This is a genomic window from Hymenobacter rigui, assembly GCF_003944715.1.
GTDB lineage: Bacteria > Bacteroidota > Bacteroidia > Cytophagales > Hymenobacteraceae > Hymenobacter > Hymenobacter rigui.
On sequence record NZ_RWIT01000009.1, the window covers coordinates 171545 to 187000 of the forward strand.

15 protein-coding genes are annotated in these 15456 nt (G+C 62.4%); 10 read left to right on the top strand and 5 right to left on the bottom strand.

All coding sequences use genetic code 11. The features are described 5' to 3' along the window. Positions 1 to 74: 74 nt before the first annotated feature. The 8 genes from kdpC to EI291_RS15985 all read left to right on the top strand — a co-directional run bounded on the left by kdpC (position 75) and on the right by EI291_RS15985 (position 9279). Complete coding sequence (gene kdpC, locus EI291_RS15955; RefSeq protein WP_125422114.1) at positions 75 to 635, top strand: potassium-transporting ATPase subunit KdpC; 561 nt, start codon at positions 75 to 77, stop codon at positions 633 to 635. A 3-nt stretch (positions 636 to 638) separates the two neighbouring features. After that, complete coding sequence (locus tag EI291_RS23365; protein WP_261990105.1) at positions 639 to 773, top strand: hypothetical protein; 135 nt, start codon at positions 639 to 641, stop codon at positions 771 to 773. Positions 774 to 1027: 254 nt separating this feature from the next. Next, positions 1028 to 2137, top strand: a complete 1110-nt coding sequence (locus EI291_RS15960; RefSeq protein ID WP_125422117.1) for a porin — start codon at positions 1028 to 1030, stop codon at positions 2135 to 2137. Positions 2138 to 2430: 293 nt separating this feature from the next. Further along, positions 2431 to 3309 carry a HAMP domain-containing protein gene (locus EI291_RS15965; RefSeq protein WP_125422120.1) on the top strand — a complete coding sequence of 293 codons (879 nt, stop codon included), beginning with the start codon at positions 2431 to 2433 and terminating at the stop codon, positions 3307 to 3309. Between the two features lie 31 nt (positions 3310 to 3340). Then, on the top strand, positions 3341 to 5290 hold the full coding sequence (locus EI291_RS15970; RefSeq protein WP_125422123.1) for a KUP/HAK/KT family potassium transporter: 1950 nt from the start codon (positions 3341 to 3343) through the stop codon (positions 5288 to 5290). A gap of 133 nt (positions 5291 to 5423) precedes the next feature. Then, positions 5424 to 6587 carry a sensor protein KdpD gene (locus EI291_RS15975; protein ID WP_125422126.1) on the top strand — a complete coding sequence of 388 codons (1164 nt, stop codon included), beginning with the start codon at positions 5424 to 5426 and terminating at the stop codon, positions 6585 to 6587. Between the two features lie 171 nt (positions 6588 to 6758). Further along, complete coding sequence (locus tag EI291_RS15980) at positions 6759 to 8507, top strand: HAMP domain-containing sensor histidine kinase (RefSeq protein WP_125422129.1); 1749 nt, start codon at positions 6759 to 6761, stop codon at positions 8505 to 8507. 313 nt (positions 8508 to 8820) lie between these two features. Beyond that, positions 8821 to 9279: a hypothetical protein gene (locus EI291_RS15985; RefSeq protein WP_125422132.1), complete on the top strand. Its 459-nt coding sequence runs from the start codon at positions 8821 to 8823 to the stop codon at positions 9277 to 9279. A 78-nt stretch (positions 9280 to 9357) separates the two neighbouring features. Here EI291_RS15985 and EI291_RS15990 read toward each other — a convergent pair whose 3' ends face one another. From EI291_RS15990 to EI291_RS16010, 5 genes are all read right to left on the bottom strand, one after another. Then, complete coding sequence (locus EI291_RS15990) at positions 9358 to 9705, bottom strand: hypothetical protein (RefSeq protein WP_125422134.1); 348 nt, start codon at positions 9703 to 9705, stop codon at positions 9358 to 9360. 83 nt (positions 9706 to 9788) lie between these two features. Beyond that, positions 9789 to 10703 carry a UV DNA damage repair endonuclease UvsE gene (uvsE, locus tag EI291_RS15995; protein ID WP_125422137.1) on the bottom strand — a complete coding sequence of 305 codons (915 nt, stop codon included), beginning with the start codon at positions 10701 to 10703 and terminating at the stop codon, positions 9789 to 9791. A 112-nt stretch (positions 10704 to 10815) separates the two neighbouring features. After that, complete coding sequence (locus EI291_RS16000) at positions 10816 to 11499, bottom strand: carboxypeptidase-like regulatory domain-containing protein (RefSeq protein WP_125422139.1); 684 nt, start codon at positions 11497 to 11499, stop codon at positions 10816 to 10818. 207 nt (positions 11500 to 11706) lie between these two features. Then, positions 11707 to 12357: a hypothetical protein gene (locus tag EI291_RS16005; protein ID WP_125422142.1), complete on the bottom strand. Its 651-nt coding sequence runs from the start codon at positions 12355 to 12357 to the stop codon at positions 11707 to 11709. A gap of 161 nt (positions 12358 to 12518) precedes the next feature. Continuing rightward, positions 12519 to 13745 (bottom strand): metallophosphoesterase, encoded by a 1227-nt coding sequence (locus tag EI291_RS16010; protein WP_240635567.1) that lies wholly within the window; start codon positions 13743 to 13745, stop codon positions 12519 to 12521. A 135-nt stretch (positions 13746 to 13880) separates the two neighbouring features. Between EI291_RS16010 and radC the strand changes: the two genes are divergently transcribed. Next, positions 13881 to 14645: a RadC family protein gene (radC, locus tag EI291_RS16015; protein WP_125422147.1), complete on the top strand. Its 765-nt coding sequence runs from the start codon at positions 13881 to 13883 to the stop codon at positions 14643 to 14645. A 33-nt stretch (positions 14646 to 14678) separates the two neighbouring features. Further along, complete coding sequence (locus EI291_RS16020) at positions 14679 to 15293, top strand: DUF1684 domain-containing protein (RefSeq protein WP_125422150.1); 615 nt, start codon at positions 14679 to 14681, stop codon at positions 15291 to 15293. Positions 15294 to 15456: the final 163 nt, after the last annotated feature.

A 15456-nucleotide genomic window follows, 5' to 3' on the forward strand; every position in this document is an offset into this window, starting at 1 on the left:
AATCAACCACCCCTAGCCCCTCCTTTCCAAGGAGGGGAACTAGCTCTAGACTTAGCTTTTTAGCTCCCTTTTCCATGAAACAGAACCTGCTTCCCGCATTCCGCCTGACCCTTGTGCTGCTGGTGGTGTGCTGCCTGATTTACCCCGCTTTGGTGTGGGCCGGAGCTCAGCTGGCCCCGGCCGGCGGGCAGGGCGAAACCATCAGCCACAACGGCCGCGTGGTGGGCTACGATAACGTGGGCCAGAACTTCACCCGGCCCGAGTACTTCCAGGGCCGCCCCTCGGCCGTGGATTACAACGCCGCCGGCTCGGCCGGCTCCAACAAAGGCCCCAGCAACCCCGATTACCTGGCCACCGTGCAGGCCCGCCTCGATACGTTTCTGGTGCAGAACCCCGGCATAACCAAGGCCCAGGTACCGGCCGAGCTGCTCACCGCCTCCGGCTCGGGCCTCGACCCGCACCTCTCGCCGGCCGCCGCCGCCGTGCAGGTAGCCCGCGTAGCCAAGGCCCGCAACCTCGATGCCGCCAAGGTGCAGGCCCTGGTGACGGAGCACACCCAGCGCAGCGCCTTCGGCCCCGACCGGGTGAACGTGCTGCGCCTGAACGTGGCCCTCGACGCCCTGCAGAACCGCTAGCCAGTGGCTGCCTCCGCGCATCGGGCCCGCGCCCACTGGCGGCTGCGGGCCCACCGGCACCGCGGCCGCCGCTTCCGCCCCGGCTACACCCTGCTGGCCCTGGCGCTGCTGTGGCTGCTGCTACAACTGGTAGCCTGAGGCAGTGGCCAGTAGCGCGAACTTTGTAGTTCGCGCCTCAGAACGACAACCCGCCGAACGGCGCGGGGGCGCGAACTACACAGTTCGCGCTACTACCTCCCGGCCCGTTTTCGTTGCTTTACATCCTCAATTCCGTATTACTTCCCCGCCACCCGCCTGATCAAAAAACGTCAGGCTCCCCCTCTCCCCGTGGCTTCGCGCATCAAGCGAACCGGGGGCCGGGGGGTGAGGTCCTCCGCATTCTTTCTCTCCCCATGAAACTACTGGTTCTCCTTACCGCTACTGCGCTGCTCACGGCTTCGGCTGCTATGGCCCAAACCACGCCCGATTCCACGGCAGCTGCGGCGGCTCCGGCCAATCCGCTTACTACCTACGGGTTTGTGGATGGCTATTATGGCTATGATTTCAAGCACGCGGCCACCAACCAGCGGCCCGGCTTTCTGTACTCGCACAACCGCCAGAACGAGTTTACGGTGAACAACGCCGTTATCGGGCTGCGCTACGACAACGGGCAAGTGCGCGGGGCCCTGGGCCTGCACGCGGGCACCTACGTATCGGCCAACTACGCGGCCGAGGACCAGGTGCTCAAACATCTGTACGAAGCCTACGCCGGCTTCCGGCCCTTCAAAAAAGCCTGGCTCGACGTGGGGATTTTCGGCTCGCACATCGGGTTTGAGTCGGCTATCAGCAAGGACAACTGGACGCTGACCCGCTCGCTGATGGCCGAAAACTCGCCTTACTACGAGGCCGGGGCGCGGTTGACCTACGAGGTGAGCCCCAAGCTGACGCTGACCGGGCTGGTGCTCAACGGCTGGCAGAACATCCGCGAAAACAACCAGGCCAAGGCCCTGGGAACCCAGATTCAGTGGAAGCCCACCGATAAGCTGCTCATCAACAGCAGCACCTTCTACGGCAACGAGCAGCCCCAGGACTCGGTGCGCCGCCGCCGCTACTTCCACGATTTCTACGTGAGCTACGCCGCCACCGACCGCCTCAGCCTGGCCCTAGTATTCGACGTGGGCAAGCAGGAGAGTGAGCAACGCGGCGGCAAGGCCGATACCTGGCACACCGGCGCGGCCTTCGTGCGCTACAAGCTGGCCGATAAGTGGACCGCCGCCGCCCGCGCCGAGTACTACAACGCCGACCGGGGCGTCATCATCAGCACCATTTCGCCGGTAGCCGCCGCCACCGATTTCAAGGTGCAGGCCGCCTCGCTCAACCTCGACTACGCGCCCACCAGTAACGTGACGTTCCGGGTAGAGGGCCGCACCTTCCACGGTCGCCAGCCCTTCCTGACGGACCGCAACGGCAACCCCACCCGCAACTACGGCAACCTCACCAGCAGCATCGCGCTGTCGTTTTAGAGTAGATAGATATGAGTATTTGAGCTTCGTGTGCATGATGTAGAGACGCAATATTTTGCGTCTCGTCGTTGCTGATGTTGTTATAACTGCACCGTAGTGAGCAGACCCGGTCGTTCAACGACGAGACGCAAAATATTGCGTCTCTACATCGTGCACACGAACTCTTAAGCGGAATTGAATACCTGTAGAAAAATCGTTTAAAAACTATAGATACTTAACGCCAAGTCGCTGGGCGGGAGTAAGTTCTCGTTCGGCGGCTGGCAATGGTTTCACCTTCTAGCTGACCACGCATCATGGCCCGTACCATCAAAGCCCGCCTCACGCTGGGCCTGAGCTTTCTGTTCGTGATTATTCTGCTGCTGAGCGGGGTGGGGGCGTATTTCCTCTACCAACTCTCGCGCAGCTCGGCCGCTACTCTGCAGGACAACTACCGTTCGGTGGCCTACGCCCGGGCCATGTCCGATGCGTTGTCGGATGTGCGGGAGGCGCGGCGGGCGGGGCCGGCGGCCGAGGTGGTCCGGGCCGAGGCTGCCTTCCGGCGCAGCCTGCGGGCCGAGCAGGGCAACATCACCGAGCCCGGCGAGCAGGAGCTGGCCGATTCGCTGGCAGCTTCGTTTGGGCAGTACGCCGCCCAGGCCGCCGCGCCGGCCGGCCTCTACCAGCAGGTGCGCGGGCAGGTGGGCCGGGTGGCTACTTTGAACCTGCGGGCCATTGAGCAGCAAAGCCTGCGCACCCGCCGCATTGCCAACCGCACCATCGGCACGCTGGGGCTGCTGGCTACGCTGGGCATTCTGGCCACGGTTTCCTTTATCTTCAGCTTCCCCGATTACCTCACCCGGCCGGTGGAGGAGCTGACGGCCGGTATCCGGCGCGTAGCCGAGGGCCACTACGACCAGCGTCTGCCCGTGCGCGCCCACGACGAGTTTGCGCCCGTGGCCCAGGCCTTCAACGACATGGCCCGCCGCCTCGAAGGCTACGAAACCGCCGACGGCACGCCCCGCATCGACTCCAGCGGCCCCCTCGATCTAGTAACCAGCCACCTGCGCCCCGGCTCCGCCCCCGATGCGGCCGACGACCTGACCCGCCGCCGCCACCTGGCCACCCAGTTGCAGCGGCAGGCCCGGCAGCTGCAGCGCACCGCCGACGAGCTGGCCACCGGGCAAGCCGGTTGAGTTGCCGGCCTTTCACGTGTAGTTTGCGCGCATGACAACTTCAGTTTCTTCCTCCGCAGCGCTGCGGCGCGCCACCCCGGCCGGGGTACTGGTGGCCCTGGGCATTGTGTACGGTGATATTGGCACCTCGCCGCTGTACACGGTGCGCGGGGTGTTTGCCAACCGGCCCGTAACCGAGGACGTGGTGCTGGGCACCATTTCCTGCGTTATCTGGACGCTCACGCTGCTCACCACCGTGAAGTATGTGCTCATTGCCCTGCGCGCCGACAACCACGGCGAGGGCGGCATTCTGGCCCTGTACGCCCGGCTGCGGCGGCTGCCGGTGCGCCGCCTCTACCTGGTGGCCATTGTAGGGGCCGCCGCCCTGCTGGCCGACAGCATCATTACCCCGCCCATTTCGGTGGCCTCGGCCATTGAGGGGCTGCGCATCCTCCGGCCCGGCCTCAACACGGTGCCCATCGTCATCGGAATTCTGGTGGCGCTGTTTGCGTTTCAGCAGTTCGGTACCCAAGTCATCGGCAAGCTGTTCGGGCCCGTCATGACGGTGTTTTTCTCGATGCTGGCTGTGTTGGGTGTGTACCATCTGGGGCAGGATCTGAGCATTCTGCGGGCCTTCAACCCCTACTACGCCCTGCACATGGTCACGCAAGTGCCGGGCGCGTTCTGGCTGCTGGGCTCCATTTTCCTGTGCAGCACCGGCGCCGAGGCCCTGTACGCCGACATGGGCCACGTGGGCCGGCCCAACATCTACCTGTCGTGGACCTTCGTGAAAACCTGCCTAGTGCTCAACTACCTGGGCCAGGGGGCGTGGCTGCTGCAGCACCTGGGCCCGCCGCTGGGCGAGCAGAACCTGTTTTTCCTCTTGATTCCGCAGTGGGCGCTGCTGCCGGCCATTGGGCTGTGCACGCTGGCGACCATCATTGCCTCGCAGGCTCTCATTTCGGGCTCGTTTACGCTGGTGATTGAGGCGCTGCGCCTGCATTTCTGGCCCAAGGTGAAGGTCGATTACCCCACCGAGCTGCGCGGGCAGGCCTACGTGCCGAGCCTGAACTGGCTGCTGTGCGCCGGCTGCGTGGGCGTGGTGCTGTACTTCCGCGAGTCGGGCAATATGGAGGCGGCCTTCGGGCTGGCCGTGACGGTGACCATGCTCATGACCACGGCCTTGCTGGCGTTTTACCTGCGCATGCGCCGCGTGAACGGCCTCTGGATTGCGCTGCTGATTGGCACCTACGTGCTCATCGAGGGCTCGTACCTGGTGGCCAACCTAGCCAAATTCACCCACGGCGGCTGGCTTTCGGTGCTGCTGGGGGCGGTGATTCTGCTGGTGATGCTGAGCTGGATTGTGGGCCAGCGCGTGCGCAACGACCTCACCGAGTTTACCCCGCTGGCCGAGTATCTGCCGCTGCTGCAGGAGCTCAGCAACGACGCCTCGGTGCCCAAGTACGCCACCCACCTGGTGTACCTCACCAAGTCGGACGACGCGCGGCAGGTGGAAAACGGCATCATCCACAGCATCTTCAAGAAGCGCCCCAAGCGGGCCGATGTGTACTACCTCATCCATGTGCACACCACCGACGACCCCTACACCCGCCGCTACCACGTGACGCACGTGCTGCCCAACGAGCTGGTGCGCATTGATTTCTACCTGGGCTTCCGCATCGACCACGCCCTCAACTACATGTTCCGGCAGGTGGTGTCGGAGCTGGTGCGCAACGGAGAAGTGGACATCACCAGCCGCTACGAAAGCCTGCGCGGCCAGGACGTCACCGGCGACTTCCAGTTCGTGATTCTCAACAAAACCCTGCCCTACGAATACCTGCTGCGTGGCTGGCAGCGGCTGGCCCTGCGCCTGCACGGCTGGCTGAAGCGCCTCGGTGCCTCCGAAACCGAAAGCTTCGGTCTCGACAACAGCTCCTTCGTCATCGAAAACGTGCCCCTGCACATGCCCGCTAGGCCCGAGCTGCAGTTGCAGCGGGACTAGCGGTGTAGAGACGCAATATTTTGCGTCTCGTCGTTGAACAGCCGGTACCGCAACTGTCATCCAATATCACCAACGACGAGACGCAAAATATTGCGTCTCTACCTCAATTCCCTGCCACCTCACCATTTCACCGATGAACGACGACCAACAGCGCGACCAATCGGCCGAGCGGTTTCTGCGGCTAGTGCAGCAGCGGCGTCGCGGGCGGCTGAAGGTGTACCTGGGGCTGGCCGCCGGCGTGGGCAAAACCTACCGCCTGCTGCAGGAGGCCCACGAGCTGCGCGCCCACGGCGTGGATGTGGTGCTGGGCTACGTGGAAACCCACGGCCGCCCCGGCACGGTGGCCCAGCTGCGCGACCTGCCCACCGTGCCGCGCAAGCACATTTTCTACAAGGGCCGCATGCTGGAGGAGCTGGACGTGCAGGGCATTCTGCAGCGCCGGCCCTCGGTGGTGGTGGTGGATGAGCTGGCCCACACCAACGTGCCCGGCTCCGAAAACGAAAAACGCTGGCAGGACGTGGAACAGCTGGTGCGGGCCGGCATTTCGGTGCTCACGGCCGTCAATATTCAGCACCTCGAAAGCCTGCACGACCAGGTGCTGCGTATCACCGGCACCGACGTGACGGAGCGCGTGCCCGACCAGGTGCTGAAGCTGGCCGATGAAGTGGTGAACGTGGACCTGACCGTGGGCGAGCTGCGCGCCCGCCTGGAAGAAGGCAAAATTTACGATGCGGCCAAGGTGCCCACGGCCCTGCAGAACTTCTTTCAGGCCGAAAACCTGCTGCAGCTGCGCCAGCTGGCCGTGCGCGAAACGGCCAACCTCATCAGCCGCCAGATTGAAACCGACGGCGGCGGGGCCGCACCCGTGGCCCCCGAGCGCCGCAACCAGGACCGCCTGCTGGCCTGCATCAACGCCAACGCCCCCGCCGCCCGGGAAATCATCCGCAAAACCAGCCGCCTCGCCGACCGCCTCTCGGCCGCGTCCTGGGCGGTGCTCTACGTACAGACGCCCCGCGAATCGGCCGACCGCATCAACCTGGCTACCCAGCGTCACCTGCTAAACAACCTGCAGCTCACCACCGAGCTGGGCGGCCAGATTCTGCGCGTGAAAGCCACCGACGCGGTGCCCGAAATCCTGCGCGTGGCCCAGGAAAAAGGCGTCACGCTGCTGATTTGCGGCGTCACCAGCGAGAAAAGCTGGTGGCAGCGCCTGTTGCGCCCCGGCGTCACGCGCCGCCTCATCCGCGCCGTAGCCCGCTCCCCGCTGGACGTGGACGTGTTTCTGGTGAGTTATTGATGTAGCGCGAAGCTAGAAACTAGCTCCCCTCCTTGGAAAGGAGGGGTCGGGGGTGGTTGATAATCGTCAGCACATAGGCTAGCTCTAGTTTTTAGCTCTAAAAAATCAACCACCCCCAGCCCCTCCTTTCCAAGGAGGGGAGCTAGTTTCTAGCCCTGATACTGCCTGCCCATGAACCTCAAAACCAAAATCACCCTGGCCTTCGTCACCATGCTGCTGCTGCTGCTGGGGGTGAGTGCGTTTACCCTGTTCTCGCTCAACCGCCTCGACCGCACGGCGCGCAACGTGCTGCAGGACAACTTCTACTCCGTAGAGCTGGGTCAGCGAATGCTGCGGGCCCTCGACAGCGTGCAGACCGCGCCGCCGGTGGCGTTGGCCAGCTTCCGGGAGGCCCTTACCCGCGAGGCCGGCAACGTAACGGAAGCCGGTGAGCAGGTGGTGGTGGATAGCCTCACGGCCACGCTGGCCCGCTACGAGCGGGGGCCCCAGGCCGCCACCGCCGCCCGCCTCCGCACGCTCACCTACCGCATGATTGACCTGAATACGCAGGCCCTCACCCGCAAAAACGAAGCGGCTAACCTTGCCGCCACCCGGCAGCAGCGCTACGTGCTGGCGTTGCTCACCTTCGCGCTGCTGACCTCCCTGCTGTTCGTGCTGAGCGTGCCCGAGGCGGCCGTGGGGGGCCTGCGCAAGCTCACGGCCAGCATCGAAAACGCCACCAACCAGGATTACTCGTCCTCCATTCCGGTGGAAAGCCACGACGAGTTTGGCACCGTGGCGCGGGCCTTCAACCGCATGCTGGTGCAGCTCCAGGACTACCGCACCTCCACGCTGGCCCAGCTGATGGCCGAGCGCAACCGCGCCGCCAGCATCGTAAACAACCTCGACGAGGGTCTTCTGCTAGTGGACGAGCACCGCCGGGTGCTGCTGGTGAACCCCGTAGCCGCCGAGCTACTGGGCCAGCCCGCCGCCGGACTGCTGGGCCAACCCGCCGACGAACTGGCCCGCCACAACGACCTGTTCCGGGAGCTGCTGCGCCACCTGGATACGCCCGCCGCCCAGCGCCCCCAGGAGGCCGCCCCGGTGCTCACCCTGGCCCGCAACGGCGAGGAAGTGTACTACCGCGTGGCCGTAAACGACGTCATCAGCTTCAACGAGGCCCTGGATAAGATGGAGTTCGTGGGCTCCATTCTCACGCTGCACAACGTGTCGGAGTTCAAGAAGCTGGATCAGGCCAAGTCGAACTTCCTGGCTACGGTGTCGCACGAGCTGAAAACGCCACTGTCCAGCATCAACTTCAGCCTGAAGCTGCTGCAAAACGGCAAGGTGGGGTCCGTGAACGAGGAGCAGCAGCGCATTCTGGCCACCATCAAGCAGGAAAACCAGCGGCTGCTGAAGCTGGTGGGCGAGCTGATTGACGTGTCGCGGCTGGAATCGGGCAACATACAGCTCAACTTCCAGCCCACGCAGGTGCACGACATCGTGCAGTTCGCCGCCGATACCATCCAGCTCCAGCTCCAGCCCAAGCAGCTCACCCTCGATATTCAGGTGCCCGCCGAACTGCCCCCCGTGCGCGCCGACATCGAGAAAACCACCTGGGTGCTGCTGAACCTGCTGGCCAACGGCATCCGCTACTCGCCCGAGCAGGGGCAGCTGCACATTCGGGCGGCGCTGGCCCCGGGCGGGCAGCAGGTGGAGGTGCTGGTGCAGGACCACGGCCCCGGCATTGCGCCCCAGTACCAGGAAAAAATCTTCCAGCGCTTCGTGCAGATTCCCGACAAAACCGGCTACCGCGGCGGCTCGGGCCTAGGCCTGAGCATTGCCCGCGAGTTCATCGGCAGCCAGGGCGGGCAGCTGTGGGTGGAAAGCGAGCTGGGCAGCGGCAGCACCTTCCGCTTCACGCTGCCGGTGGCGGGCTGAACAGGAGAGGGGCCCGTGCAGTGTTGATAGACTCAGTTGTATCTGAAAAGCAGTCTGCAACTCGCCGAACGTCATGCTGAGCTTGTCGAAGCATCTCTACCGCTTCGGTGAATAGTATCTGTCGAAGCGGTAGAGATGCTTCGACAAGCTCAGCATGACCGTTCTGTTTCAGCTACATTCTAGCCCAAAGCAAGCTCAACGGCGCGCAAATAAGATTTAGGGTTTATGCGGCGAATGGGAGTAGCCTCACGTACAGCTACCTACGCCACCCCGCTACTGGGGCGGGCCATTCCTTTCTTAGATCTGCTTCACCATGAAATTTCCCCTGCTTGCTGCCGCTTTGTTGCTGACGGCCACCGCCGCCTCCGCCCAGATTTCCCCTTCCGAGCCCCAACGAGGCGGAACGCTTAATCAGACCACCGTGCCGCCGCCCAACCCGGCCAACCCCACCACCAACCCCGGCACGCTGGACCAGCGCACCCCCACGACTACCAACCCCACCCAAACCAGCCTACCTAGTGCCATCGACCAGCAGCCCACCACCATGCCAACCAGGCGTTCCGGTGACATGCGCGGCACCACCCCAACGGGCACCCCGCGTACCCGCACTATGAACAATGGTACGGGCACCATGAACAATGGCACCCGTACCATAAACAACGGCACCCGCACCATGGGCAACGGCACCCGCGTCAGAACGACACCCGGTACCACCACGCCTTCGACCACCACGCCCTCTACTACCACGCCGGCCGGTACCACCCGCCCGTAGCGGAGTGCATCTACGCACAAAAAAGCCGCTCCGTACTACTACGGGGCGGCTTTTTATGTGTTGAAAAGTAAGGGCCAGCTAGCGGGCGTCTTCCAGCTGACCGCCGGCTTTCAGCAGTTGGTCGGAGAGGGTGGAGAGGCCGCTGCGCACTTCGTCGGGGGCGGTGCGCACCACTTCGGCCAGCTGGCTGCCCAGCATGCTCAGTGAGCGGCCAATGGCGTCCCCGTTGAGGCCGGCGTCGCCGGCGCTCAGCAACGACTGCAAGTTGCCCAGCTCGCGGCCGATGTCCTGCAGGGCTGGTTCGCCGCTTTGCAGCAGGTGCTGCTGCCAGGTTTCGGTGTTGTCCATGGCGGCGGTGAGCGGAATGCCCGTCAGGCCGTTGCCGAGGGAATGAGTAGTCGCGTTAAGCAGGTCGGTGAATAGCATCGGGAGAGAGGAGAAGTAAGTTGAGAACAGCCAGTGTGGCGTGTTGGATAGCTGTACGGCAGGCAAGCGCCAGGGGTTAAGCTCTACCGGGCCGTCGGCAACGATACGGCCAGCCGGCCCACGTCGCGCAGGATGCCGCAGGCCCGGCCGGCGCTGGCTTCCTTATCTTTGATTTCGAGCATGATGTCCACGTCCAGGTCGCCCAAATCAAGCAGAAAGCCCCGGAACAGGTCTTCTTCGATGCTGGCCGTGTGCTTGCCTTTCCGCTCGCCGTGGGCCTGGGAGCTGTAGTCCATCATCATTACCCCGTCGCGGGTGGGGTGCCAGGTGGCGGCGGCTAGGCGCAGGGCCTCGGCCATCGGCTCGCCGTGGTTCAGGCACTCGTGGTGGAAGTTGTCGAACAGGACGGGAATGCCCACGGCTTGGTGCACGCGCAGGCAGTCCTGGAGGCTGAACAGCCGGTCGTCGTTTTCGATAACCAGCCGGGCCCGCACGGCCTCGGGTAGCTGCTGGTAGGTGGCAATGAAGCGGCTGATGGCCAGCTCCCGGTCGCCGTAGAGGCCGCCCACGTGAATCTGGAGCTTGTGGGTGCTGTCGAGGCCCATCAGGTCCAGCATCGAGCCCTGGTACACCAATTCCTGCACGCTACGCTCCACAATACCGGCATCGGGCGAGTTGAGCACCACAAACTGGTCGGGGTGGAAGGAGATGCGCATATCGTGGGCTTTCACGAAGTCGCCTACCTGCCGGAACTCGGCCGCAAAGCGCGTTTGCCAGGGAAAGGTGTTGATGGGGTGGGAGCCAAACGGCACCACGCCCGAGCCAATCCGGAAAAACAGCAGATGCTGCTCCACGTTCCACTCCAGAATGCGCAGCAAGCAGCGCAGGTTATTGCTCACGGCCGTTTCTACCCGCTCATCGGAGTAGGAGGCCAGCCGGAATGTGCTGGTCGTAGTGCAGTCCAGCGACTCATTCACGCAAGGATATCCAATCTTCATAGCCGGGCTGTACGCAAGTCAAAGGGAAAAAGTAAAAAGTCAGAGCGTGTATGGCCTGACTGGTCATCATACACGCTCTGACTTTTTGTTTTTTCTTCTTGATGTCAGAAGTTTACTTCACCTCGTAGCCGGTGTTATCCTTGAAGTTTTTGTTGTAGCGGCGGCGGTTCTGGCGGTCCAGCTCGGCGGCTTTGGCGGCGGCTTCTTCCTTGTTGATTTCCTCCATTTTGCGGCGCTGCTTGCCTTCCCGCGAAAACTGCTCATACAGCAGGCTCACGGGGCTGGCCAGAGTAGGTACCGGAGCCTTGGGTGCGGCCGAATCGACGGGGAACAGGGGTTTGGGCGCGGGTGGGCGCTTCACGGCGCTGGTGGGCGCGGTGCTGGGCCGCTTGATGTTACGCAACGCCCGGTTGATAGTGGCGCGGTCAGGGCGTCCTTCGGTAATGCGTACCTCGCCCAACTGCACCGTGTCCTGCTGTAGCTTGATCTGGATAATCAGCTGCGAAAGGCCGGTGCCGCCCAGCGGCAGCCGCTGGGCTTTGTAGCCAACGGCCCGAAATACCAGCGTATCGGTGCTGTTGACTACAATATTGAAGTCGCCTTCCTTATTGGCTACTACACCGGCACGGGTACGCTGGATAAGCACGGTAGCGCCCGGTACCGGCCGCCGGGAAGCCGCATCGGAAATGCTGCCGGTTACGCGCACCTGGGCCTGCACCAGCCCTGCCAACAACAGTAGCGGCAGCAGCAGCAACCCACGCAACACCCAACGGACAGGTAAACGGAAACACATCATCAGGCAACAAACTAACGCACCCCGGGCAGATAAACCCAATAAAACCTACCGACTACGGAGCATCATCGACGGAACAACGCCGAAAGGAGACAAAAAGAGCCCCGGGCGTTGCAGCCCGGTTCAGGATAGGCGGTGTGGCAAAAAAAGAGCCACACCCAGCCTTGGGTGTGGCTCCTGTAACCAGTTGCCCGTTTGGGAAACCCGGTATTACATCTTGGTTTTTTCGCCGTCGGCATCTTTGGTTTTCACCTTGCCGTTGTCTTTTATTTTGATTTTGCTGCCGTCCTCGGCCTTCGCCTTCATTTTGCTTACGCCAGCACCCGATTCCATTGTCCCGGTTGAGCTGGTAGTGCTCATATCCGAAGATGAAGAGGAGCTCATGCTGGTCGTGTCCATATTGGAATCCGACGACGACATGGCGTTATCATCCATGTACCGGTCATCCATATAGTCCGTACGGCTCGATTCGTAGGCCGAATACTGCGTAGGGTCGGTGAAGATGGTCTTCATTTCCGCGTCGGTATCGGTGTATACACCGCGCATGGCAGCGGCCATACCCATCGTATCGGAAGCATATTTGTTCTGCAGCTCGGCAATGCGCTGGCCGCGGGTTACATAGATGGTACGCACTTTGGTGCGGGTCGCATCATCGAACTTCATTTTGGTTGCCATATCAGCGGCAATCCGGTCGGCACGGCGCTCAATGGCTTCGGGCGTATAGGAAGTAGTTGTGGTGGTAGTAGTGGTGGTCGTGGTACCGTCGGCCGAAGTGGTGGCGGTATCAGCAGTTTTGTTTTCCGAGCAAGAGGCCGTCATAAACGCAGCCGCAGCCGAAAGAATTAACAGGGTCTTTTTCATGGCTTGAGAGAACTGTGAGAGAAGTTGGAGGGAGAGAAGAGGGTAGGAAAAATCTAATGCGAGCTATACGGAGTGCAAGCATCGTCGGTTACTGCCGGAGCAAACAAAAAACCACTACGGCAGGCCGCAGTGGTTTTAGTAGTGGTCGGGTAATCAATCAATTATCCGCGCCGCAGCTCGAATACGGTAATTTCGGGCAGAAAGCCCACCCGGCCGTGGTAGCCAATGAAGCCCAGTCCGGCATTCACATACAAATACTGCTTGCCGCGCTGGTAGAGGCCGGCCCACTGCTTGTAAGCGTACTGCACGGGGCTCCACTTCAGAAACGGCAGATTCACGCCGAACTGCATGCCGTGGGTGTGGCCCGCCAGCATCAGGTCGATGTCCTCGTACTGCTGTACCTCGCCTTCCCAGTGGGAGGGGTCGTGGCTGAGCAGAATTTTAAACGGCGCGTCGGCAGCGGCGGCGGCGTGGGCTTTGGCCAGCTGGCCGTACTTGGGGAAGCCCATGCGCGCCCCCCAGTTCTGCACGCCCAGAATGACAATCTTCTCGCCGTTGCGCTCCACGGTGCGGGCCTCATCCAGCAGCAGTTCCCAGCCAATTTTGGCGTGATTTTGCTTCAGGCGGGCCAGGTTGGCGTCCTTGGCGGGCCGGCCCCCTTCGGCGTCCCAATTTACATAGTCGGCGTAGTCGTGGTTGCCGAGGATGGAATAGATGGGCCGCTCCGAGCGGATGCCGGCTAGCGTGTCGATGTGCTCCTCCACCTCGGTGGCGTAGTTGTTCACCAAATCGCCGGTCATGAAGATCTGGTCGGCTTTCTGCTCGTTGATGATGTTGACGGCCCGCTGCAAGGGCTCTTTGGAGTGGAAGGAGCCGGTATGCAGGTCGGAAATCTGGAGCAGTGTGAACCCATCGAACGAGGCCGGCAGGTTGGGAAAGCGCAGCACCACCCGGCGGACGGTGTAGTCGGTGCCGCCCTTGGCCATGCCCCACAGCAGCGACACAAACGGAATGGCCCCCAACACCAGCGCGGCCTTGCTCAGAAACTCACTACGCGAAATGCCGGTACCGGCATTACCAGCGGGCCGGTTGCCCAGCTGCAGGGCCCAGCGGCCCAGGCGGGTGAGGTCTTCCAGCAGCAGCGGAATTAGAATGACGAGTTTGGCGGCTATTACGGCCAGCAGCACCCCGCCCAAATACGATTTAAAGGACGGATGCTCGTGGCGGTTGCGCATGGCCCAGATGCCCAGCACCCAAACCAACATCGAAACACCCCAGTACAGTCCAGCTACTAGGCGGCGGCTCCCGGACTCGGAAGAGGCAAAAGCGGTGCGAAACGCCTGATAGCCATACCACTCAGCGGCGGCAACCAGGGCAAAAAAGAACACGAGAAAAGACGGATTGCGCATATGAAAATCAACAAATCCGCCGGCCAAGCGGTGGCCGGTATCGGATTGTTACTAGTAGAAACGGGGTTGCGGGGTTTTTGCTTTAAATTCCGGAGCTAACAACAACGGTGCCCTATGCAAGAGTTTGACAATCTGACCGAAAATATCCACCTGCCTGTGCCGCCCGACGACTCGGCCCGACCCTATGAACCCCCCGCTGCTTTCGGTATTAAGAGCTGGGCCGAGGAAGACCGGCCCCGCGAAAAGCTGATGCAGAAGGGCCGCGCCGCGTTGTCGGACGCCGAGCTGCTGGCCATTCTGCTAGGCTCGGGCACCGCCAAACTGTCGGCCGTGGATGTGGCCAAGCTGGTGCTCAATGCCGCCCAGAACGACCTGAACGCCCTAGCCCGATTCTCCCTGAAAGAGCTGATGCGCCAGAAGGGGATAGGAGAGGCCAAAGCCATTACCATCATAGCGGCCCTGGAGCTGGGCCGCCGCCGCAAGGAAGCCGATGCCCCCGCCCGCCCCACCATCACCAACTCCCGCGACATTTACCGCGTGGTGCGGCCCCACCTCCAGGATTTGCCCCACGAGGAGTTCTGGGTGGTGCTGCTGAACCGGGCCAACGTGGTGATGCGCACCGTGAGCATCAGTCGGGGCGGCGTGGCCGGCACTGTGGCCGACCCGAAGCTGATTTTCAAGGAAGCGTTGGAGCAGCTGGCCAGTAGCGTGATTCTGGTGCACAACCACCCCAGCGGGAACAAGAACCCCTCGGCCGCCGACATTGCCCTCACCCGCAAGCTCAAAGATGCCGGCCAGTTCCTCGACCTGCCCATCCTCGACCACCTCATCTACACCGATAGCGGCTACTACAGCTTCGCCGACGAAGGGATGCTGTAGCGTGGTGCCGAAGCAGCGCGTTACTTTTGCGGCATGCGTCTCAACCCCAAACTGTTCATTGCCCTCGGCCTGCTGCTGGTGTTCGGCTACTTCGCCCAGGATATTCTCTTCAACGATGACCAATATGCCGCCCAGCTGCGCAAGGCCCGGGAGGCTAAAAATACGGGCTTCCACCGGGCCGAGGATTCGCCCCTGAGCCCGGAACAGCGCCAGACCTTCGACAGCCTGAAGTACTATGCTCCGGATACGGATTACCGATTCGAGGCCCAACTGGAGCAGCTGGCCCAGCGCGACACGGTGGAAATGCCCCTCACCGACGGTAAGGTCGACAAGTACCTGCGCTGGGGCCGGGCCAGCTTTATTCTCAACAAGCAGGAATACAAGCTCACGCTGTTCCTGAAAGCCGATGGCAAGGATACGACCCTGTTTGTTCCCTTCACCGACCGTACCAACGGCTTCGCTACCTACGGCGGCGGCCGCTACCTCGATGCGCCCCTGCCCGCCGCCGGCGACACAGAAGTTATCCTCGACTTCAACGAAGCCTACAACCCCTACTGCGCCTACGCCGACGGCTACGCCTGCCCCGTGCCCCCCGCCGACAACCGCCTGACCGTGGAAATCAAAGCCGGCGAGAAGGCTTATAAGTAGTATCAGGAGATAATAAATGATGGCTTGAAAGGTAGCTATAGCGGATTCATGAACGGTATACATGATAGCCGCAATGGTTGAACCAGGCTTTGGCGTCCTTGCTGGAAATCCAGTCCACGGCCGTTTGGATAGCCGCCTCCACTGCTTCACGGGTACGGGCCTG

Coding starts and splice junctions, on each gene's coding strand:
- radC (WP_125422147.1), top strand. CDS start 13,881: ATGCAAGAGTTTGACAATCTGACCGAAAATATCCACCTGCCTGTGCCG.
- kdpC (WP_125422114.1), top strand. CDS start 75: ATGAAACAGAACCTGCTTCCCGCATTCCGCCTGACCCTTGTGCTGCTG.
- EI291_RS15980 (WP_125422129.1), top strand. CDS start 6,759: ATGAACCTCAAAACCAAAATCACCCTGGCCTTCGTCACCATGCTGCTG.
- EI291_RS16000 (WP_125422139.1), bottom strand. CDS start 11,499: ATGATGTGTTTCCGTTTACCTGTCCGTTGGGTGTTGCGTGGGTTGCTG.
- EI291_RS16005 (WP_125422142.1), bottom strand. CDS start 12,357: ATGAAAAAGACCCTGTTAATTCTTTCGGCTGCGGCTGCGTTTATGACG.
- EI291_RS15960 (WP_125422117.1), top strand. CDS start 1,028: ATGAAACTACTGGTTCTCCTTACCGCTACTGCGCTGCTCACGGCTTCG.
- uvsE (WP_125422137.1), bottom strand. CDS start 10,703: ATGAAGATTGGATATCCTTGCGTGAATGAGTCGCTGGACTGCACTACG.
- EI291_RS15985 (WP_125422132.1), top strand. CDS start 8,821: ATGAAATTTCCCCTGCTTGCTGCCGCTTTGTTGCTGACGGCCACCGCC.
- EI291_RS16020 (WP_125422150.1), top strand. CDS start 14,679: ATGCGTCTCAACCCCAAACTGTTCATTGCCCTCGGCCTGCTGCTGGTG.
- EI291_RS15970 (WP_125422123.1), top strand. CDS start 3,341: ATGACAACTTCAGTTTCTTCCTCCGCAGCGCTGCGGCGCGCCACCCCG.
- EI291_RS15990 (WP_125422134.1), bottom strand. CDS start 9,705: ATGCTATTCACCGACCTGCTTAACGCGACTACTCATTCCCTCGGCAAC.
- EI291_RS15965 (WP_125422120.1), top strand. CDS start 2,431: ATGGCCCGTACCATCAAAGCCCGCCTCACGCTGGGCCTGAGCTTTCTG.
- EI291_RS15975 (WP_125422126.1), top strand. CDS start 5,424: ATGAACGACGACCAACAGCGCGACCAATCGGCCGAGCGGTTTCTGCGG.